Annotated in this window: 17 protein-coding genes; 10 read left to right on the plus strand and 7 right to left on the minus strand. The window is 67.3% G+C overall.

The genetic code is table 11. The annotated features are described in order from the left end of the window. The coding region (locus F3J15_RS32585) for a multicopper oxidase domain-containing protein (RefSeq protein WP_166896345.1) at nt 1–1,002 on the minus strand (1,002 nt) is incomplete at its 3' end. Between the two features lie 677 nt (nt 1,003–1,679). Here F3J15_RS32585 and F3J15_RS32590 point away from each other — a divergent pair. Further along, complete coding sequence (locus tag F3J15_RS32590; protein ID WP_069248666.1) at nt 1,680–1,904, plus strand: hypothetical protein; 225 nt, start codon at nt 1,680–1,682, stop codon at nt 1,902–1,904. Nucleotides 1,905–2,028: 124 nt separating this feature from the next. Here the strand turns inward: F3J15_RS32590 and F3J15_RS32595 are convergent, their stop codons facing one another. Beyond that, nucleotides 2,029–4,257, minus strand: a complete 2,229-nt coding sequence (locus tag F3J15_RS32595; protein WP_166896347.1) for an NADP-dependent isocitrate dehydrogenase — start codon at nt 4,255–4,257, stop codon at nt 2,029–2,031. A 279-nt stretch (nt 4,258–4,536) separates the two neighbouring features. Beyond that, nucleotides 4,537–5,793 carry an NADP-dependent isocitrate dehydrogenase gene (gene icd / locus F3J15_RS32600; RefSeq protein WP_006478026.1) on the minus strand — a complete coding sequence of 419 codons (1,257 nt, stop codon included), beginning with the start codon at nt 5,791–5,793 and terminating at the stop codon, nt 4,537–4,539. Between the two features lie 277 nt (nt 5,794–6,070). Here icd and F3J15_RS32605 point away from each other — a divergent pair, with 277 nt between their 5' ends. From F3J15_RS32605 to F3J15_RS38175, 6 genes are all read left to right on the plus strand, one after another. After that, nucleotides 6,071–6,649, plus strand: coding sequence for a pseudouridine synthase (locus tag F3J15_RS32605; RefSeq protein ID WP_089446272.1), 579 nt, complete (start codon nt 6,071–6,073; stop codon nt 6,647–6,649). Between the two features lie 281 nt (nt 6,650–6,930). After that, nucleotides 6,931–7,146, plus strand: a complete 216-nt coding sequence (locus tag F3J15_RS32610) for a hypothetical protein (protein WP_011352970.1) — start codon at nt 6,931–6,933, stop codon at nt 7,144–7,146. Between the two features lie 163 nt (nt 7,147–7,309). Beyond that, a complete protein-coding gene (locus F3J15_RS32615; protein WP_039368216.1) occupies nt 7,310–7,810 on the plus strand; it encodes a DUF192 domain-containing protein in 501 nt (166 codons plus the stop codon). 216 nt (nt 7,811–8,026) lie between these two features. Further along, nucleotides 8,027–10,138: an elongation factor G gene (fusA, locus tag F3J15_RS32620; protein WP_069248671.1), complete on the plus strand. Its 2,112-nt coding sequence runs from the start codon at nt 8,027–8,029 to the stop codon at nt 10,136–10,138. A gap of 163 nt (nt 10,139–10,301) precedes the next feature. Then, nucleotides 10,302–11,312: a HoxN/HupN/NixA family nickel/cobalt transporter gene (locus tag F3J15_RS32625; RefSeq protein ID WP_205191095.1), complete on the plus strand. Its 1,011-nt coding sequence runs from the start codon at nt 10,302–10,304 to the stop codon at nt 11,310–11,312. 290 nt (nt 11,313–11,602) lie between these two features. Beyond that, nucleotides 11,603–13,228, plus strand: a complete 1,626-nt coding sequence (locus F3J15_RS38175; protein ID WP_275691735.1) for a hypothetical protein — start codon at nt 11,603–11,605, stop codon at nt 13,226–13,228. Between the two features lie 27 nt (nt 13,229–13,255). Here F3J15_RS38175 and F3J15_RS32635 read toward each other — a convergent pair whose 3' ends face one another. After that, the gene (locus tag F3J15_RS32635; protein ID WP_166896353.1) at nt 13,256–14,101 is read right to left on the minus strand and encodes an aldo/keto reductase; all 846 of its coding nucleotides are present in this window, start codon (nt 14,099–14,101) and stop codon (nt 13,256–13,258) included. 166 nt (nt 14,102–14,267) lie between these two features. On the opposite strand from F3J15_RS32635, the gene F3J15_RS32640 reads away from it, so the two are divergent. Next, nucleotides 14,268–15,014: a GntR family transcriptional regulator gene (locus tag F3J15_RS32640; protein WP_011352976.1), complete on the plus strand. Its 747-nt coding sequence runs from the start codon at nt 14,268–14,270 to the stop codon at nt 15,012–15,014. A gap of 21 nt (nt 15,015–15,035) precedes the next feature. On the opposite strand, the gene F3J15_RS32645 is transcribed toward F3J15_RS32640, so the two are convergent. Together F3J15_RS32645 and F3J15_RS32650 are read right to left on the minus strand one after the other, a co-directional pair. After that, nucleotides 15,036–16,427, minus strand: coding sequence for a CoA transferase (locus F3J15_RS32645; protein WP_166896355.1), 1,392 nt, complete (start codon nt 16,425–16,427; stop codon nt 15,036–15,038). Between the two features lie 427 nt (nt 16,428–16,854). Then, nucleotides 16,855–17,178: a DUF2917 domain-containing protein gene (locus F3J15_RS32650; RefSeq protein WP_166896357.1), complete on the minus strand. Its 324-nt coding sequence runs from the start codon at nt 17,176–17,178 to the stop codon at nt 16,855–16,857. A gap of 217 nt (nt 17,179–17,395) precedes the next feature. Between F3J15_RS32650 and mdtD the strand changes: the two genes are divergently transcribed. Together mdtD and F3J15_RS32660 are read left to right on the plus strand one after the other, a co-directional pair. Next, on the plus strand, nt 17,396–18,832 hold the full coding sequence (mdtD, locus tag F3J15_RS32655; protein ID WP_041492932.1) for a multidrug transporter subunit MdtD: 1,437 nt from the start codon (nt 17,396–17,398) through the stop codon (nt 18,830–18,832). Nucleotides 18,833–19,024: 192 nt separating this feature from the next. Next, nucleotides 19,025–20,299, plus strand: a complete 1,275-nt coding sequence (locus F3J15_RS32660) for an EAL domain-containing protein (protein ID WP_166896359.1) — start codon at nt 19,025–19,027, stop codon at nt 20,297–20,299. Between the two features lie 22 nt (nt 20,300–20,321). Here F3J15_RS32660 and F3J15_RS32665 read toward each other — a convergent pair whose 3' ends face one another. Continuing rightward, nucleotides 20,322–20,924: a methyltransferase domain-containing protein gene (locus F3J15_RS32665; RefSeq protein ID WP_069248680.1), complete on the minus strand. Its 603-nt coding sequence runs from the start codon at nt 20,922–20,924 to the stop codon at nt 20,322–20,324. Nucleotides 20,925–21,049: the final 125 nt, after the last annotated feature.

Raw genomic sequence — 21,049 nt, forward strand, 5'->3', positions numbered from 1 at the left:
GCCGGCGCGGACCAGCAGTTCCGCCCGTTCGCCCGGCGCGATCAGCAGCGACGTGACGCGGCGCGGCGCGTCGAACAGCCCGCCGTCGGTGCCCGCGTGCTCGAACGCGCGGCCGTCGTCGAACGCGACGCGCAGGTAGCGCGCGCTGCACGCGTTCCACACGCGCCAGCGCTCGTCGCCCGCGACATCGATCCGCGGCCGGCGGGCGCCGTTGACCAGCACGAACTGGCCCTCGCGGCCGTTCATCCAGTCCATCATGTCGTTCGGTGCAATCGTGCCGTCGCGCGCAAGCTTCAGGTCCGACACGAACAGGTTGCGCTCGGGCCAGCCCGCCAGCGGATCGTCCGCGGCGCGCACGACGAACGGGCCGGCCAGCCCGCGGAAGACCTGCTCGGCCGTCATCATGTGCGGATGCGGGTGGTACCAGTAGGTGCCGGCACTCCCCTTCGGCAGCGTGAAGCGGTACACGCGCGACGCGCCGGGCGCGACGGGATCGGAAGGATTGCCGTCCTGGTCTGGCGGCACCGGCAGGCCGTGCCAGTGAATCGTCGACGGCTGCGGCAGCTTGTTCACGAACTTGATCTCGACCGTGTCGCCCTCACGCACGTCGATCAGCGGACCGACCACGGGGCCCTGCGTGCCCGCGCCGAACTGCCAGAACGTGGTCGGCCGTGCACCGTGCAGCATCGGGCGCGCCACGGGCTGCGCCACCAGCGTGGCCCGGAACATGCCGGGCTCGCGGCTTTCGTTCGCGAGCGTGCGCAGCGCCGCGAGCGGCGCGCCGGCCGGCAGCGCGTCGGCGGCCGCGAGCGCGGCCGGTGCGGACTTGCCGTGCTGCCCGTGACTCGCCATCCCTGACATGCCCGACATGCCGGGCATGTCGTCCATCGAGTCCATGCCGGCCATGCCAGCGTGACCGGCATGCTGCGCCCACGCGGCGCGCCCAAACAGCGACGCGGCCGCGACACCGATGGCGCGCGACAGGAAGGTTCTCCGTATCATCAATCGTTCCTCGTTATCCATGCTGGGTCGCGCGGCCGCGGCCGCCGCGACGCCCGCGCCGGCCGGCCGAAGCGCCGATACGCGACGCAAACCCTGATGCCCGCGTCATCATAACCGCAGGCCCGAATCGAGACGCGCCGCGGCCGGCCGGGCGGCGATACGCCGCAGGGTTCGACAACCCCGCACCCGATTCGGCATGCACCGGCCCGCATCGTCGATCGGCGATGCACGGCGCTTCGCTCACGGCCGAAGTGCCACGCCACCCTACCCCGGGCAGTTCCCAGGCGGTCGCCTCGCGCCTGCCGTTCGGCCCCACCACGGCGCCGGTCACTTCACCGATTCGCAAATCAGCCAATATTTCACGATGTGGAACAAGTCTCTGCGTTATAAAAATTCGTGGTGCAGGGCACAAAATCCCCGTTTCGCGATGCCAAAAAACGTTCCGCAATACAAAACGACAGAAATAATTATTTGTTTTTAAAAGAGAATTTTTGTTTAGTGAAGCCGTTCTACCTGCACCATCCGATCGGGCCGCGGACGTAGACTTTGTTCCATGCACTGACGCTTCGCCACGACGTTCGATACGGAACCCGGCGCAAGCAGCCAGTCGGGCCACAGCCGGCCAAGCCGGCAGGCGGCACACCAGAATCGCTTGAGATCAGAAAGGGAGAACGGAAATGAAGGGATTTCGCTTTGGTTCAGCGCTCGGGTCGTTCTACATCCTGCCGGCAAACGGCGGCTGGGAAGCGACGTTCGGCAACGCCTCGCTCGGCGCATTCTCGTGCCCTGAAGTGGCAGCCGACCACATCTCCCGCGGCGACTGCGCGCAACCGTCCGAACTGGACACGGCGACGCTCGAAGTGCCGGACGAAATCGCCGAATGGGAAATCGTTCACGTCTGAATGGTACATCTGCAACGAAAAACGCCCCGGGCGACCCGGGGCGTTTTTCTTGTGTGGCCGGCGTCAGGCGGCAATGCCCGCCGCACCGGCACACGCATCGGCCCGCGCGCTCGCGCGGCCTGCGTCAGGCGACCGAGTCGACGATGCCGTTCAGCGTCGCGCTCGGGCGCATGGCCTGGCTCGTCAGGTCGACGTTCGGACGGTAGTAGCCGCCGATGGCTTGCGCCTTGCCCTGCGCGGCCGCCAGTTCTTCCAGGATGCGCGCTTCGCTGTCGGACAGCGCCTTCGCCACGCCTTCGAACTGTGCCTTCAGCGCCGCGTCCTCGGTCTGCTCGGCCAGCGCCTGCGCCCAGTACAGGCACAGATAGAAGTGGCTGCCGCGGTTGTCGAGGCCGCCGACCTTGCGCGCCGGCGACTTGTTCTCGTCCAGGAACTTGCCGGTCGCCTGGTCGAGCGTCTTCGCGAGCACGACCGCCTTCGGGTTCTGGTACGCGTTGCCGAGGTGTTCGAGCGACGCGGCCAGCGCGAGGAATTCGCCGAGCGAATCCCAGCGCAGGAAGCCTTCCTCGACGAACTGCTGCACGTGCTTCGGCGCGGAACCGCCGGCACCCGTCTCGAACATCCCGCCGCCGGCCATCAGCGGCACGATCGACAGCATCTTCGCGCTGGTGCCGAGTTCCATGATCGGGAACAGGTCGGTCAGGTAGTCGCGCAGCACGTTGCCGGTCACCGAAATCGTGTCCTTGCCCGCGCGGATGCGCTCGAGCGAGAAACGCGTGGCTTCGACCGGCGTCATGATGCGGATGTCGAGGCCGTTCGTGTCGTGATCCTTCAGGTAGCGTTCGACCTTCGCGATGATCTGCGCGTCGTGCGCACGCGCCGGATCGAGCCAGAACACGGCCGGTGCGCCGGTCGCGCGTGCGCGGTTGACCGCGAGCTTGACCCAATCCTGCACCGGTGCGTCCTTCGTCTGGCACATGCGCCAGATGTCGCCCGCTTCCACGGCATGCTCGAGCAGCACGTTGCCCGCTTCGTCGGTCACGCGCACGACGCCGTCCGCCGGGATCTGGAACGTCTTGTCGTGCGAACCGTATTCTTCAGCCGCCTGCGCCATCAGGCCGACGTTCGGCACGCTGCCCATCGTGACCGGATCGAACGCGCCATGCTGCTTGCAGTCCTCGATCACGGCCTGGTAGACCCCTGCGTAGCAGCGGTCCGGAATCACGGCCTTCGCGTCGTACAGCTGGCCGTCCGGGCCCCACATGCCGCCCGAATCGCGGATCATCGCCGGCATCGATGCATCGACGATCACGTCGCTCGGCACGTGCAGGTTCGTGATGCCCTTGTCCGAGTTGACCATCGCCAGGCGCGGACGCACTGCGTATTCAGCCTTGACGTCGGCTTCGATCGCTTCGCGCGTGTCGGCCGGCAGGTCCTTCAGGCGCGCGTACAGGTCGCCGATGCCGTTGTTCGGGTTGAAGCCGACCTTCGCCAGCACGTCCGCGTGCTTCGCGAGCGCGTCGCGGTAGAACACCGACACGAAGTGACCGAACAGGATCGGGTCCGAGACCTTCATCATGGTCGCCTTCAGGTGCACCGAGAACAGCACGTCCTGCGCCTTCGCGTCGGCGATCTGCGCTTCGATGAAGCTGCGCAGCGCGTTGCGGCTCATCACCGACGCGTCGATCACTTCACCGGCCTTCACGGCCGTCTTTTCCTTCAGCACCTTCTTCGCGCCGTCGGTCGTCGTGAGTTCGATCTTCACGCTGCCGGCATCGGCGATCAGCGCCGACTTCTCGCTGCCGTAGAAATCGCCTTCGCTCATGTGCGCGACGTGTGCCTTCGACGTCGCCTTCCACGCGCCCATCTTGTGCGGATGCTTGCGTGCGTAGTTCTTGACCGACAGCGGCGCGCGACGGTCGGAGTTGCCTTCGCGCAGCACCGGGTTCACCGCGCTGCCCTTGATCTTGTCGTAGCGGGCCTTGACCGCCTTCTCTTCGTCCGTCGACGGATCTTCCGGGTAGGCCGGCAGCTTGTAGCCCTGCGCCTGCAGTTCGGCGATCGCGGCCTTGAGCTGCGGCACCGATGCGCTGATGTTCGGCAGCTTGATGATGTTCGCTTCCGGCTTCAGCGTGAGCTGGCCCAGTTCGGCCAGATCGTCGGAACCCTTCTGCTCGGGCGGCAGGACGTCCGCGAATGCGGCGATGATGCGGCCGGCGAGCGAGATGTCGCGCGTTTCGACGGCGACGCCGGACGAGCGCGTGAAGGCCTTGACGATCGGCAGCAGCGAATAGGTCGCGAGCGCGGGCGCTTCGTCGGTGAGGGTGTAGATGATCTTGGGCGAAGTGGACATGGTCGATGCGTTGCTACGTGATTGTTGAACAGGGAGCGCCGGCGGGTAACCGGCGGGGAGCGACCGGGTCGGTCGCGAAAGGGGCGCGCCGGCTCAGCCGGGCGGTGGTGTTGCGAGGGCCGTCATGTTCTACCTTGCAGGGGCTCCGGGCCGCATCGCGGCGCCGCGGCCCGCATGCCGGACCGCCCTGCCAACAAACCTGCCATCCACGAAACGCTCCGGCGCCGGCAGTAGGCGCCGGGGCGGCCGGCAATCTGCCGGCCCACCCCGGAAGGGGTCTTACATGTTCTCGATCAGCACTTCACCGAAGCCCGAGCACGACACCTGCGTCGCCCCTTCCATCAGGCGCGCGAAGTCGTACGTGACGCGCTTCTGCAGGATCGACTTCTCCATCGCGGCGATGATCGTGTCGGCTGCTTCCGTCCAGCCGAGGTGGCGCAGCATCATTTCCGCGGACAGGATCTCGGAACCGGGGTTCACGTAATCCTTGCCCGCGTACTTCGGTGCGGTACCGTGCGTCGCTTCGAACATCGCGACCGAATCCGACAGGTTCGCGCCCGGCGCGATCCCGATGCCGCCGACCTGCGCGGCCAGCGCGTCGGAGATGTAGTCGCCGTTCAGGTTCAGCGTGGCGATCACGTCGTATTCGGCCGGGCGCAGCAGGATCTGCTGCAGGAACGCATCGGCGATCGAATCCTTGATCACGATCTCGTTGCCCGTCTTCGGGTTCTTCACGCGCATCCACGGGCCGCCGTCGATCAGCTCGCCGCCGAATTCCTTCTGCGCAAGCGCGTAGCCGGCGTCACGGAACAGACCTTCCGTGAACTTCATGATGTTGCCCTTGTGCACCAGCGTGACCGACTTGCGATCGTTGTCGATCGCATACTGGATCGCCTTGCGCACGAGACGCTCGGTGCCTTCCGTCGACACGGGCTTGACGCCGATCCCCGAGGTTTCCGGGAAGCGGATCTTCTTCACACCCATCTCGTCCTGCAGGAACTTGATCACCTTCTTCGCCTGCTCGGAGCCCGCGGCCCATTCGATGCCTGCGTAGATGTCTTCCGAGTTCTCGCGGAAGATCACCATGTCGATCTTCTGCGGCTCGCGCACCGGCGACGGCACGCCCTTGAAGTACTGCACCGGGCGCAGGCACACGTACAGGTCGAGTTCCTGGCGCAGCGCGACGTTCAGCGAACGGATGCCGCCGCCGACCGGGGTCGTGAGCGGCCCCTTGATCGACACCACGTATTCCTTCAGCACCTGCAGCGTTTCGTCCGGAAGCCACACGTCCGGACCGTACACCTTCGTCGCCTTCTCGCCCGCGAAAATCTCCATCCAGTGGATCTTGCGCTTGCCCTTGTAGGCATGCGCGACCGCCGCGTCGACGACCTTGATCATGACCGGCGTGATATCGAAGCCCGTACCGTCGCCTTCGATATAGGGAATGATCGGCTGATCGGAAACGTTGAGCGAGAAGTCCTTGTTGACGGTGATCTTGTCACCGCCTTCCGGAACCTTGATGTGCTGATACGGCATGATCGACTCCAGTGACGTGGCTGAGCAGGTGATGCTGGTCGAAGCTGCGCGCGCGGCGGGGGCGCGGCATGGCCACCCCGTGACGGCAACAGCGAGCCGCTATTCTAGCGCCCCAACCGGGCACTTCGGCATGAAGCGCGGCACTGCGTATCAAGACCCCACTTATGTCTTATATAAGACAGAGGACTTGCCGTTCCGTATTATGCATTAAGATTCCGCCATTTGCCATAGACCGCCCGCCCCCGCTTCCCGCGGCGCGCCGGGCGGACGCCTCGCCATGAACCTGATCGCCCTCAACAAGCCGTTCGGCACGATTTGCCAGTTTTCCGCGCACGAGACGCGCCCGTCGCTCGGCGACTGGGTAAAAACGCCCGGCGTCTACGCGGCCGGCCGGCTGGACGCGGACAGCGAGGGGTTGCTGCTGCTCACCGACGACGGCGCGCTTCAGGCGCGCATCGCCGAGCCGCGCCACAAGCTCGTCAAGCGCTACTGGGCGCAGGTCGAGGGCGCGCCCGGCCCCGCCGACCTGAAGGCGCTCGCGCGCGGCGTCGACCTCGGCGACTACGTGACGCGTCCGTGCCGCGCCGAGTTCATCGAGCCGCCCGATACGCTGTGGCCGCGCAATCCGCCGATCCGCTACCGCGCCGCGATCCCGACGACGTGGATCGAGCTTGCGATCACCGAGGGCAAGAACCGGCAGGTGCGCCGGATGACGGCAGCCGTCGGCTTCCCGACGTTGCGCCTGGTGCGCGTCGGCATCGGCGCGCTGGATATATTCGCGCTCGGCATTGCACCGGGAGAAACAATCGCGCTGCCGCCGCGCGCGCCGTGGGACGGTTTCGCGCCCGCCGGATGACGAATTCGGGACGCGCGAATTTTTCGTCATCTTTTTCGTCAACCGGCTGCGAAGATCGCGCGTTAAACCACGCAGATGCCAACCTTAGCTATCCGGCATTGGCAGCCGAACCCGTGTTTGCGTCACGAAAGCGACGTTTTTATCGAATACGATTCGGCGCCCGCAGCGCAATGAGAAATTTCTCGAAGCGTCTGTCAACCGAAAGGTGGATGGCACCGTTAGACGACATGACTCCTATTGCCGGGTCATTTGGTTAATTAACTAAAGCTGAGGAACACAACATGAACAAACTGATCGCTGCTCTGGTCGCTGGTCTCTTCGCAACGGCTGCATTCGCACAAGCATCGGCTCCGGAAGCTGCTCCGGCTGCTGCTGAAGCTGCTTCGGCACCGGCTAAGCACGCTGCTAAGAAGCACCACGCAGCTAAGAAGCACCACAAGGCATCGAAGAAGGCTGCAGCGAGCGACGCAGCAGCACCGGCAGCTGCTTCGAACTAAGTAAGCTTGCTGTAATAAATAACGCAGTCAAGAACACGCAGTCTTGCCGTTCTTACGGCGTTGAAAGGCAGATCACCGCAAGGCGATCTGCCTTTTTCTTTTTGTGCCCGACGACACGCATCGCGTACCATGCGGGTCTTGTTTTCCAGATAGGAGCCTTGCTGTGCAATTCTCCCTGCGCTCGTCGCTCGGCCGCCTTGCGCGCGCCGCCGTGTTTCCCGCCGCACTCGCCGTCATGGCGTTCGGCATGCAGGCCGCCAGCGCGCAAGTGCCGCCCGGCGCCAAGCAGCCGAGCGAATTCCCGCGCGTGAAGCTGCGCGCCGGCATGTACGTGATCGACGCGGCCGTCGCCGCGAACGACCCCGACCGCGAACAGGGGCTGATGTACCGTTCGCAGCTCGCGCCGAACGAAGGCATGCTGTTCGTGTTCAACGAGAACGCGGTGCATTGCTTCTGGATGAAGAACACGCTGATTCCGCTGTCGATCGCGTTCATCCGCGCGGACGGCACGATCACCGACATCGACGAGATGAAGGCCGAGACGACCGACAACCACTGCCCGCGCAACAACGGCGTCTATGCGCTCGAAATGAGCAAGGGCTGGTTCGCGGCGAAGGGCATCAAGCCCGGCATGAAGCTCGAAGGCCTGCCGAAGGCCCAGTAACGGCCATTGCCGCGGCGCCGTGCCGCGCACCGACCGAAGCCGGCCGCCCGTTGCGCGCCGGCTTTTTTTCGCCCGCCAGCGGTGGCGCCCGGCTTGATTCCGCCGCTGCCGGCCGCATCTGCAAAAGCCACGCGCAAGCGCTATGCTTTAAGTCTCGCTTGTCCAGCCCGGGCCGCCACTGTCGGCCCGCTTACATCCGAACCTAAGGAGGTTCACGTGCCCCGCAAAACCCCCATCGAGCGCTATCGAAATATCGGGATCAGCGCTCACATCGATGCCGGCAAGACCACGACGACCGAGCGCATCCTGTTTTACACCGGCGTGAGCCACAAGATCGGTGAAGTGCACGACGGCGCGGCCACGATGGACTGGATGGAGCAGGAGCAGGAACGCGGCATCACGATCACGTCGGCCGCGACCACGGCCTTCTGGAAGGGCATGGCCGGCAACTATCCCGAGCACCGGATCAACATCATCGACACGCCCGGGCACGTCGACTTCACCATTGAAGTCGAACGCTCGATGCGTGTGCTCGACGGCGCGTGCATGGTCTACGACTCGGTCGGCGGCGTGCAGCCGCAGTCCGAGACCGTCTGGCGCCAGGCCAACAAGTACAAGGTGCCGCGCATCGCGTTCGTCAACAAGATGGACCGCATCGGCGCCGATTTCTTCCGCGTGCAGAAGCAGATCGGCGAGCGCCTGAAGGGCGTCGCCGTGCCGATCCAGATTCCGATCGGCGCGGAAGATCATTTCCAGGGCGTCGTCGATCTCGTGAAGATGAAGGCGATCGTGTGGGACGACGAAAGCCAGGGCGTGAAGTTCTCGTACGAGGACATCCCGGCGAACCTCGTCGAGCTCGCACATGAATGGCGCGAAAAGATGGTCGAGGCCGCGGCGGAAGCGAGCGAGGAACTGCTCGAGAAATACCTGCACGACCATGAATCGCTGACCGAGGACGAGATCAAGGCCGCGCTGCGCAAGCGCACGATCGCGAACGAGATCGTACCGATGCTGTGCGGCAGCGCGTTCAAGAACAAGGGCGTGCAGGCGATGCTCGACGCGGTGATCGACTACCTGCCGTCGCCGGTCGACGTGCCGGCGATTCTCGGCCACGACTTCGCCGATCCGGAAAAGCCGGCGGAACGCCATCCGAGCGATGACGAGCCGTTCTCGTCGCTCGCGTTCAAGATCATGACCGACCCGTTCGTCGGCCAGCTGATCTTCTTCCGCGTGTATTCGGGCGTCGTCGAATCCGGCGACACGGTGCTCAACGCGACCAAGGACAAGAAGGAACGGCTCGGCCGGATCCTGCAGATGCATGCGAACGAGCGCAAGGAAATCAAGGAAGTGCGCGCGGGCGACATCGCGGCGGCCGTCGGCCTGAAGGAAGCGACCACCGGCGACACGCTGTGCGATCCGGCGAAGCCGATCATCCTCGAGAAGATGGAATTCCCGGAGCCGGTGATCTCGCAGGCCGTCGAGCCGAAGACGAAGGCCGACCAGGAAAAGATGGGCCTCGCGCTGAACCGCCTCGCGCAGGAAGATCCGTCGTTCCGCGTGCAGACCGACGAAGAGTCCGGCCAGACGATCATTTCGGGGATGGGCGAGCTTCACCTCGAAATCCTGGTCGACCGGATGAAGCGCGAATTCGGCGTCGAGGCGACGGTCGGCAAGCCGCAGGTCGCGTATCGCGAGACGGTGCGCACGACGGCGTCCGACGTCGAGGGCAAGTTCGTCAAGCAGTCGGGTGGTCGCGGCCAGTACGGCCACGCGGTGATCACGCTCGAGCCGAACCCCGGCAAGGGCTACGAGTTCCTCGACGAGATCAAGGGCGGCGTGATTCCGCGCGAATTCATCCCGGCCGTCGACAAGGGCATCACCGAGACGCTGAAGAGCGGCGTGCTCGCGGGCTACCCGGTCGTCGACGTGAAAGTGCATCTGACGTTCGGCTCGTACCACGACGTCGACTCGAACGAAAACGCGTTCCGGATGGCCGGCTCGATGGCGTTCAAGGAAGCGATGCGCAAGGCAAAGCCCGTGCTGCTCGAGCCGATGATGGCCGTCGAGGTCGAGACGCCCGAGGACTTCATGGGCAACGTGATGGGCGACCTGTCGAGCCGGCGCGGCATCGTGCAGGGGATGGAGGACATCGCGGGAGGCGGCGGCAAGCTGGTGCGTGCCGAGGTGCCGCTCGCGGAGATGTTCGGCTATTCGACGTCGCTACGCTCGGCCACGCAGGGCCGTGCGACGTACACGATGGAGTTCAAGCACTACGCGGAAACGCCGGCGAACGTGTCGGAAGCCGTGATCAACGCGAAAGTGAAGTAAGCGCGGCGCGCTCGCGCTCCGGCGCATGTGCGCGAAGCCCGTCCGGTTCCGGACGGGCTTTTTTTCATCCGGCGCGCATCGCGTTCGCGGCTTGTTGATCGGCGCGCCGTGCTTTTTTTCGCGTGCCACAATGGATGGCGATTCGTCAGATGGAACCCGCCCGATGCCGCCCACCCCTGCCCTGCGCCGCCTGCTGACCCTCTATGCCGGCCTGATCGCCGCGAACGTCGCCGTCTGGCTGTGGGCATTCGCGGTGCTGCGCGACCATCCGCTGCTGCTCGGCACCGCGGCGATCGCGTACGGGCTCGGGCTGCGTCATGCGGTCGACGCCGATCACATCGCCGCGATCGACGTCGCGACGCGCAAGCTGATGCAGGACGGCCAGCGGCCGGTGAGCGTCGGCCTGTTCTTCTCGCTCGGCCATTCGACGATCGTGATCGCCGCGACGCTCGGCATCGCGCTGACCGCGTTCGCGCTGCGCGACCGGTTCGATGCATTCCGCGAGATCGGCGGCACGATCGGCACGGCGGTATCGGCCACCTTCCTGCTCGTGCTCGCGTGCGTGAACCTGATGATCCTGCGCGACGTGTGGCGGCGCTATCGCGGCACGCACGGGCACGCACACGATGCCGCGCATGTGCACCGCCCTGCCGGACTCGTGTCCCGGCTGCTGCGTCCGCTGTTCCGGTTCGTGTCGAAGAGCTGGCACATGTACCCGGTCGGCGTGTTGTTCGGACTAGGTTTCGATACTGCAACCGAAATCGGCCTGCTCGCGATCGCCGCCGCGCAGGCGAGCCAGGGGCTGCCGGTCTATACGGTCATGCTGTTTCCCGCGCTTTTCACCGCCGGCATGACGCTGATCGACTCGACCGACAACGTGCTGATGATTCACGCGTACGGCTGGGCGATGGACGATCCGCAGCGCAAGCTGCTCTACAACGCGAGCATCACGTTCGTGTCGGCGGCCGTCGCGCTGGCGATCGGCGGGATCGAGGCGGCCGGCCTGCTGGCCGACAAGCTGTCTCTGACAGGCCCCGTGCGCGACGCGCTCGATGCGCTCGGCGAACGCTTCGGCTCGATCGGCTACGGCATCGTCGCCCTGTTCCTCGTCTGCTGGATCGCGTCGATCCTGCTCCACCGCTGGCAGCGCGCGGCCGATGCGCCTGCGCGCTGAACATAGCTCAGACGTTTCATTCCGGAAACAAAACTCCCCCCAAAGACGTTGCAGGCGCCGTCGCGCGCTCGCGTGCGCCTTGCGCGACGGGCGCAGGCGGCCGGTGGCACGAATCTCGCAAATAGAGATTCGCACGGCGGGCCCGCATACCGTTCCGCGCTCGCGGCTGGCGTCCAGCGCCCGCCCGAAAGCGATCGGCTGCCGATAGGACTACGAACCTTTACCGGCTCCCTGCACCACACCTAGGTAACCGCGCGGCGACGAGGCATCGCGCGCATGGGGAGGCCATGATGCTCAAGAAGAAACAACCGTTCCGTACGCCGGGACGGCGCTATCGCGCAACCTTGTTCGCCGCAGCCGCGTTCGCGTGCTGCTGCTCGTATGCCGTCGCACAGGATGCGACACCGGACGCCGCGGCCAATGCAGTTGCCAGCGCGGACGCCATCATGACGCTGGTCGACGACGCTTCGCCGTGCAAAGCCAATCCGGCTGCGTGCGCTGTGCACGTGTTCGCCGGCGGGCGCGTTGGCGGAAATGGCGCAGGCTCGGCCGGCAATGGCAGCGGCGGCAGCCCCGCTAGCGGAAATGGCAACGCTAGCGGTAGCGGCAACAACGGGAACGGTACCGTCGGGCCTGCTGGTGTCGGCGGAACGACAAGCGGAACATCCGGCGGCACGAATGGTACGGGCGGCTCGGGCCGCGGAGGCAATGCGTCTGGCAGCGGGGGTTCGGGTGGAGGTTCTTCCGGGGGTGGTTCTTCGGGTGGCGGCACTTCGGGTGGCGGTACTTCCGGTGGCGGGACTTCGGGAGGCGGTACTTCCGGTGGCGGCACTTCGGGAGGCGGTACTTCCGGTGGCGGCACTTCCGGTGGCGGTACTTCCGGTGGCGGTACTTCCGGTGGCGGTACTTCCGGTGGCGGTACTTCCGGTGGCGGTACTTCCGGTGGTGGTACTTCCGGTGGTGGTACTTCCGGTGGTGGTACTTCCGGTGGCGGAGGCCATGGCGGACACGGAGGCGGCGGCGACGGTGACGGCGGTGGTCACGGCGACGGTGGTGGCCACGGCGACGGTGGTGGCCATGGCGACGGCGGTGGCCACGGCGACGGCGGTGGCCACGGCGACGGTGGTGGTCACGGCGACGGCGGTGGTCACGGCGACGGTGGTGGCCACGGCGACGGCGGTGGTCACGGCGACGGTGGTGGCCATGGCAACGGTGGTGGCCATGGCGACGGCGGTGGTCACGGCGACGGTGGTGGTCACGGCGACGGCGGTGGTCACGGCGACGGTGGTGGTCACGGCGACGGCGGTGGCCATGGTGACGGCGGTGGTCACGGCGACGGTGGTGGCCATGGCAACGGTGGTGGCCATGGCGACGGCGGTGGTCACGGCGACGGTGGTGGCCATGGCAACGGTGGCGGCCATGGCGACGGCGGTGGTCACGGCGACGGTGGTGGCCACGGCGACGGTGGTGGCCATGGCAACGGTGGTGGCCATGGCGACGGCGGTGGTCACGGCGACGGTGGTGGCCATGGCAACGGTGGTGGCCATGGCGACGGCGGTGGTCACGGCGACGGCGGTGGTCACGGCAACGGTGGTGGCCACGGCAACGGTGGTGGCCACGGCGACGGCGGTGGTCACGGCGACGGCGGTGGCCACGGCAACGGTGGCGGCCATGGCGACGGTGGTGGTCACGGCGACGGTGGTGGCCACGGCAACGGTGGCGGCCATGGCGACGGCGGTGGTCACGGCAACGGTGACGGCGGCGGCCATGGCACCGGTGGTCACGGCAATGGCGGTGGCAATGGCAATGGCAACGGCAGTGGTGGCGCTGGCAATGGTGGTGCCAATGGCGTTGGCAACGGCAACGGCAATGGCGGCGGTCACGGCAACGGCGGCTCGTCCGGCGGCAACCACTGACCGGACGCATTGCCCGACCGGGTGCCGTCAGAGCATCTCGAGCGCGCGCTTGCTGCGCGGCGGACGGAAATACGCGTCAAGCTGCGCGCGCTCGTCATCGCTCAATTCGAAATCGAGCGCGGCCCGGTTGTCGCGCACGTGTTCGAGCCGCGACGCCTTCGGGATCGCGAGCACCCCCGGCTGCGCGAGCACCCACGCGAGCGCGACGCGCATCACCGACACGCCGCGCAGCCGCGCAATTTCGTCGAGCGGCGAACGCTTCGGCAGCCGCCCGTGATCGACCGGACTGTAGGCCATCGCCGGCATCCGGTGCTCGGCAAGCCACGGCAGCAGGTCGAACTCGGGGCCGCGCCGCGCGATGTTGTAAAGGATCTGGTTGGTCGCGCACGCGCCGCCACCGGCATCATCGACGAGCTCGGCCATGTCGGCCGTATCGAAGTTGCTAACGCCCCAGTGGCGGATCTTGCCCGCGCGCTGCAGCGCCTCGAAGCCTTCGACCGTCTCCTCGAGCGGCACCGAGCCGCGCCAGTGCAGCAGGTACAGGTCGAGCCGATCGGTACGCAGGCGCTTGAGGCTCGCGTCGCATGCGGCGACGACGCCACGCCGGCTCGCATGGTGCGGATAGACCTTGCTGACGAGGAACACGTCGTCGCGCAAGCCCGCGAGTGCTTCGCCGACCAGCTCCTCGGTCGCGCCGTCGCCGTACATCTCGGCCGTATCGACCAGCGTCATCCCGAGCGCGACGCCTTCGCGCAGCGCGGCGATCTCGTCCGCGCGCCGGGCGTGCCGTTCGCCCATTTCCCACGTGCCCAGGCCAAGCTTCGGAATCGTCTCGCCATCCGGCAGGACGACCGTGGCGATCGTGTCTGTCATGCGTTCCTCGTTGCGGATTCGTGGCCGCGCACCGCGGCCCAGCCATGGAATACGACGCATCAGTGTAGTCAATCGGCGCGCCATTCACCTATTGCACGGCAAAAACCGGCTATAACGGCGCCACGTGATGACTTAGAATGGCCGCAATCAGATCGATACCCACTCCATGAAGGCATCCACGGACGACCGCTGGCAGGACCTGCGCCCCGACCCCGACAACGACACGCCGCTCTACCTGCAGCTCGCCCGCAAGCTCGGCGACGCGATCCACGACAACCGCTGGACGGCCGGCGAGGCATTGCCCTCCGAGCGCGTGCTGTCCGATGCGCTCGGCGTCTCGCGCATCACCGCGCGCAAGGCGATCGCGCTGCTCGTCGAACAAGGCCTGATTCGCCGCACGCAGGGCGCCGGCAACTTCATCCAGCCGCGCTACGAAGATCCGCTGTCGCGGCTGTCGAGCTTCAGCGAAATGCTCGAACGGCGCGGCTTCAAGCCGAGCTCGCAATGGCTCGCGCGCGAGATCCAGCCGGCGAACCGCGACGAAGTGATCCAGCTCGGGCTGTCGCCGGCCGCATCGGTTACGCGCCTGAAACGCCTGCGCCTCGCCGACGGCATCGTGATGGCCGTCGAGAATTCGACGTTCCCCGCGACGCTGATCCCCGATCCGCAGGCAATCGGCGGCTCGCTGTACAGCTATCTCGAAGCGCGCGGCACGCCGATCGTGCGCGCACTGCAGCATTTCCGCGCGGTCAACGCGACCGACGAGATCGCCGAGCAGATGGGCATCGCGCCGCACGACGCGCTGCTGCTGATCACACGAATCGGCTATACGTCGGACCAGCGCGCGATCGAACTGACCGATACCTACTGCCGCAACGACTACTACGACTTCGTCGTCGAGCTGCGCAAGTAACGCCCGCCGCGCGGCCGGCCCTCACAGCCAGCGCGCGTCGTCGGTGCCGAGCGGCACGGGCGGGCGCGCAAGCGACGGCGGGGTCGCCGACAACCGCTCGGCCGGCCGCACCGTGTCGAGCGTGCCGAACGGCGACGCGATGCGCTCGATCCGGTCGCTCACGTCGGTGCGCGCGAAATCGGGTGCCTGCAGGCCGTCCGGCACGATGCCGAACGACTGCAGCCAGCGTCCCGTCTGCGCGAGCGACAGCCGCACGTGCCAGCTTCCCCCTTCGCGCGCCCGGCGCGCGAGCGCGATCATCGCGCCGAACGCCGCGAGATAGCCCGTTGCATGATCGAGCGCCTGGCACGGCAGGTGGCGCGGCCCGTCCGCGTGCGCAGCCTGCTGCTCCTGCCATGCGATTCCGCTCGCCGACTGCACGAGGCTGTCGAAGCCGCGCCGCTGCGCCCACGGCCCCGCATGCCCGTACGCGGATATCGATACGTACACGATGCCGGGCCGCCGCATCGCCAGCGCATGCGGCGCGAAGCCGCGCGCCGCATGCGCGCCGGGCCGGTACGACTGCAGGAACACATCCGCGTCGTGTGCGAGCGCGTGCAGCGTATCGATGCCCGCCGCATCGCGCAGGTCGATCCACGTCGAACGCTTGCCGCGCCCGTTGTCGATCACGAGCGGCGCGATGTTCGGCAGGTGCGGGCCGTTGACGAGCAGCGTCTGCGCGCCGTGCGACGCCAGCGTGCGGCCCGCGACCGGCCCCGCGATGATGCGCGTGAGATCGAGCACGCGCACACCCGTAAGCGGCTGGCCGGCTTCGCCGCGGCCGATCGGCTCGGCCGGCGCGTCGCCGATCCGCTCGATCTCGAACAGCGGCAGCGACGCGATCGCGCGCGCCTGCTCGAGTGACGCCCACTCGTCAGGTGTTCTGATCAATGCCGCGCACAGCCCGGCCTCGGCCAGCGCAGTATCGAGTGCCGCGCCGTCCCGCGTGCGGATCGCCGCGGCGACATCGTCCCGCTGCGCGCTGCAGCCAAGTATGTCGAGAATTCCATTCAGGTGATGCGGGAAGTTCGCGTGCAGCTGGATCCAGCGGCCGTCGCCCGTCTCGAAGAAGCCCGTCACCGGATGACGCAACTCCGGTGGCGGACCATCGTCCACGCGCAGATAGCGTTCGCTGCGGAATGCGATGAGCGCGTCGCGCACCGACACGTCGACGGATTGCGCGACGCCCGTGCGAAGCCGGTGGCATTCGGCCGCCGCGAGCCCGGCTGCCGCGATCGTCGCCGCGGCCAGCGTGCCGACGCGGAAGGTCGACGGCAGCGTCGGGTCCTGCCCCGTCACGGTCGCACGGGCCAGCGCGCCGGGGCCGCCGTGTGCGAGCCGCCACAGATGCGCCAGCGCGAGTTCGGGTGTCATGGCGGAATGGGCGATGAGGAAGACAAGATCGAGTCTAGGATCGGCGGCGGTCGCGAGCAATCCTGATTGCACGAATCCGAACATCGCGCGGTCGTATCCCCTGCGTTCCGGCAGGAGCGGCCGACATCACACCTTCGAGTGCGCAGGAAGCCTGCCAGTATCCTCGATACCGGCGCGCCCCCTGCACAGGTGAACCGCGACCTGCTGCGCTCACGACCGGATCGCGCAACCGGGCATCGCTACCATCACGCGGACAGCGTGCGGCTGCCCGCACGCTGCCGTGCCGACACGAAACGCTCGCGCGACCGGGACGTACCGGAGCCGGACTCGCAGATCACGCGGATCGCCGCATACCCACAAGGCCGGCTGAATCACGCATGCGCTCGAACAATGCATGGACGGAGCACTGATCCAACCCCGGGGCGTGCTACGTCGGCAGCGAAACGGGCGCATGACGCCGGCCGTCGCGCCACGCGACGAGCGGCCTCCACCACGCCTGCGCGGCGCGCCTCGCCGGCACCTCGAGCGGACCGAACGCGAACGTCGCACGCTGCGACCCCGCGCTGACCCATACGCGCATGCCGGGCATCAGCATCAACGAATCCCCGGCACCGAGCCAGTGATCGTCGTGCCTCCCCTCGATCGTCACCCAGACCTCACCGTCGGCCACCTCCAGCGAGGTGCGATCGACGATCCGCCACCGACCGGCCGGCTCGTCGCCATCGATCACATAAAGTCGCAGTTCGCGCATGGCAGCCTCCTAGTCGCACGGGTCCGATGGCATCAGTATTTCGGACAGCGGCAGCACACGGACAGATACGGCTGCAGACACTTTTGGCTGAACTGTACTGGTCATTCAACGGGGACGGCACCCGCCGGCCGGACTGCGCACCGCCCTTGCGCCGAAGCTGCACGGCGCAAGGGCTTTCCCTACAATGTCGGCTGTCCCGCGCCACCATCCCGCCCCCATGTTCCAGCGCCCGCCTGCCGCCGCTCCCGGCGAAAAGAACCTCACCGTGATGCTCTGGCTCGTCGCAACGGGCTTCTTCATGCAGACGCTCGATTCGACGATCGTCAACACGGCGCTGCCGTCGATGGCCGCGAGCCTCGGCGAATCGCCGCTGCGCATGCAGTCGGTCGTGATCGCGTACTCGCTGACGATGGCGGTGATGATCCCCGTGTCGGGCTGGCTCGCTGATACCTTCGGCACGCGGCGGGTGTTCTTCAGCGCGATCCTGGTGTTCTCGCTCGGCTCGCTGCTGTGCGCAAACGCGCATACGCTGACGCAGTTGGTCGCGTTCCGCGTCGTGCAGGGCGTCGGCGGCGCGATGCTGCTGCCGGTCGGACGGCTCGCGGTGCTGCGCACGTTTCCGGCCGAACGCTACCTGCCCGCGCTGTCGTTCGTCGCGATTCCGGGCCTGATCGGCCCGCTGATCGGGCCGACGCTCGGCGGCTGGCTCGTGAAGATCGCGTCGTGGCACTGGATCTTCCTGATCAACGTGCCGGTCGGCGTCGCGGGCTGCATCGCAACCTTCTATTCGATGCCCGATTCGCGCAACCCGGCCGTCGGCCGCTTCGACCTGAAGGGCTATCTGCTGCTGACGATCGGCATGGTCGCGATTTCGCTGTCGCTCGACGGGCTCGCCGATCTCGGAATGCAGCACGCGGCCGTGCTCGTGCTGCTGATCCTGAGCCTCGCGTGCTTCGTCGCGTACGGGCTGTATGCGGTGCGCGCGCCGCAACCGATCTTCTCGCTCGAGCTGTTCCGGATCCACACGTTCAGCGTCGGGCTGCTCGGCAACCTGTTCGCGCGGATCGGCAGCGGCGCGATGCCGTACCTGATTCCGCTGCTGCTGCAGGTGAGCCTCGGCTACTCGGCCTTCGAGGCCGGGCTGATGATGCTGCCGGTGGCCGCCGCCGGGATGTTCTCGAAGCGGATCATCACGCGCCTGATCACGCGGCACGGCTACCGCAAGGTGCTGCTCGCGAACACGATCATGGTCGGCGTGATGATGGCCAGCTTCGCGCTGATGCGCGACACGGTACCCGTCTGGGTGAAGGTCGTGCATCTCGCGCTGTTCGGCGGCTTCAACTCGATGCAGTTCACCGCGATGAACACGCTGACGCTGAAGGATCTCGGCACGGGCGGTGCGAGCAGCGGCAACAGCCTGTTCTCGCTCGTGCAGATGCTGTCGATGAGCCTCGGTGTCACGGTGGCAGGCGCGCTGCTCGCGACGTTCACGGGCATGCTGCGCACCGTGACGCCGAGCAACACGCTGCCGGCGTTCCACGCGACGTTCATCTGCGTCGGGATCATCACGGCGGCTTCCGCGTGGATCTTCGCGCAGCTCGCGCCCGAGATCCGCAGTACCGCGCGCAAGACCGACCCGTCCGAACGCGCGTGATGCGTGGCGCGCGCCGAACCGGGTCGGCACGCACCATCACGGTGCAGCGCGGCCCCGCGACGCGCATTTGAAACGCCGACGATGCCCCGCGGCTCGGCCGCGCGACGCGTCGCCGCACGCGATACGACGCCGTGCACGCTTCTTGCTCGCCTATTCTCTAGGTAAACTGGCAGTCTTCCTTCGGCCGACATCATGAGCATGATCGAAATCGATCCCCCCGGCTTTCAGCCGCCCCGCCCTGTCGCGGGCGACGACGGGAACCGGCGCACCGTGCTGTACGGCGGCTACACCGTGTTCAGCGTGTTCCAGCCCGTTTTCTCGGTGTCGCACCGCCGCGCGATCGGCTATCACGCGTCGCTGCGTGCGCACGACGAGGAAAGCCGCCAGGTGGCGTCACACGAGGTGTTCACGCAGGCGGCGCGGCGCGGCGACCTGCTCGAGCTCGGCCGGCTCGCCGAATCGCTGCATCTCGGCAACTTCCACGCCTTCGACAGCCATGACGAATGGCTCTTCCTGAGCCTGCATCCGGCCGCGCTGATGGACACCGTCTACAGCGACGCGCTGCTCGCGAACCTGAAGGCGCTCGGGCTGCCGCCGCATCGCGTGGTGCTCGAGGTGCCCGAACAGGCAGGCGGCGAGACGCCGCGCTACGCGGCGATCGTCGACGGGCTGCGCAAGGCCGGCTTCCTGATCGCACTGGTCGGATTCGGCGCGAAGCATTCGAACATCGACCGCGTGTGGCACCTGCATCCCGACATCGTCACGCTCGACCGCGGCATTCTCGCGCAGGCGAGCGAGCACTCACATCTCGAACGCGTGCTGCCGGGGCTCGTGTCGCTGCTGCACGAATCCGGGCAGCTCGTGCTGATGGGCGGGCTCGCAACCGAGCGCGACGCGCTGATCGCACTGGAGTGCGACGTCGATTTCGTGCAGGGCCAGTACTTCGCGAGGCCGAGCGTCGAACCGGTGCAGCCGCAGGCCGCCGCGGGCTGCATGGACACGCTGTCGGGCGCGTTGCGGCTGCGCGTCGCGGAACGCGAGCGCACGCAGGCGGAACGGCTCGCACCGTACGTCGCGGCGCTCGAGGAAGCGAGCCGCAAGCTCGGCGCGGGCGAGCCGCTCACCGACGCGGCTGCCGTCGTACTCGGGCTGCCCGAGACCGCGCGCTGCTTCCTGCTCGACGCATCGGGGCGCCAGATCGGCGACAACGTGCTCGCACGCGGCAGCGTCTCGCAGCGCGCCAAGCGCTTCCGGCCGCTGCTGCACTCCGAAGGCGCGAGCTGGGAACGTCGCCCGTACTTCATCGACGCGATGCGCGCACCGGGCCGCGTGCACCTGACGTCGCCCTACCTGTCGATCAACGAGGCGCACCTGTGCGTGACCGCGTCGATCGCCGCGCCGGTCGCGACCGGCATGCAGGTGCTCTGCGTCGACATCAACTGGGAAGCGGCACTCAACCGCGAATGAACGTGGCGCCGCACCGCCTTACCTAGGCGGCGGCGGTCTTGCGTACGATCAGCCGGTGCACGCGCTTGCCGGACGATGCGCTGACGACCTCGTGCTCGTCGATCACCTGCGTGCCGGCGCCCAGCGCCGCCCGCATCCGCGCCGAATCGAGCGGCGTGTAGAGGCGGCCGCGCTCGTCGCGCAGCGCGCCGGTTCCGGCCACCCGCCAGCTCATGTACAACGTGCCGCCCGGCATCAGCAGCTCGGCCAGCCGCGCGGCGGCGGCGGCCGCTTCCGCCTGTTCGAGATGCATGACGACCGTTTCGCACAGCACGTTGCGAAACGCGCCGGACGGCACGCCGGCCAGCACCGGCAGCGCGGCCAGCTCGAAGGTGAGATCCGGATGGCGGCGGCGCGCCTCGTCGAGCAGCGCGGCGCTCGCGTCGTAGCCGCGCACGTCGAAGCCGCGCGACGCGAGCCAGGCCGTATCGCGCCCGGCCCCGCAGCCGACGTCCGCGGTCGGCCCCGGCGAGAAATGCTGCTCCAGCAGCGCGTACATGTCGTCGGGTGCAGCCTGGTCGAGCCAGTCCTGCGCGTATTGCGCGGCATGGGCGTCGTAGGCATCGAGAGTCGGGCGATCTACCATGGTGACGGCTCCGCATAGGCGTCGTATGACGCACCCCGCATCTTAGCCGTTGCGCCCCCCGTGCGGCACCTCGCGCGACGGGCTGCGCCGCCCCTACGCGGCCCGCACGTCGCCCGCGCGCGGCG

Source organism: Burkholderia sp. Ap-955, assembly GCF_011753045.1.
GTDB lineage: Bacteria > Pseudomonadota > Gammaproteobacteria > Burkholderiales > Burkholderiaceae > Burkholderia > Burkholderia lata_D.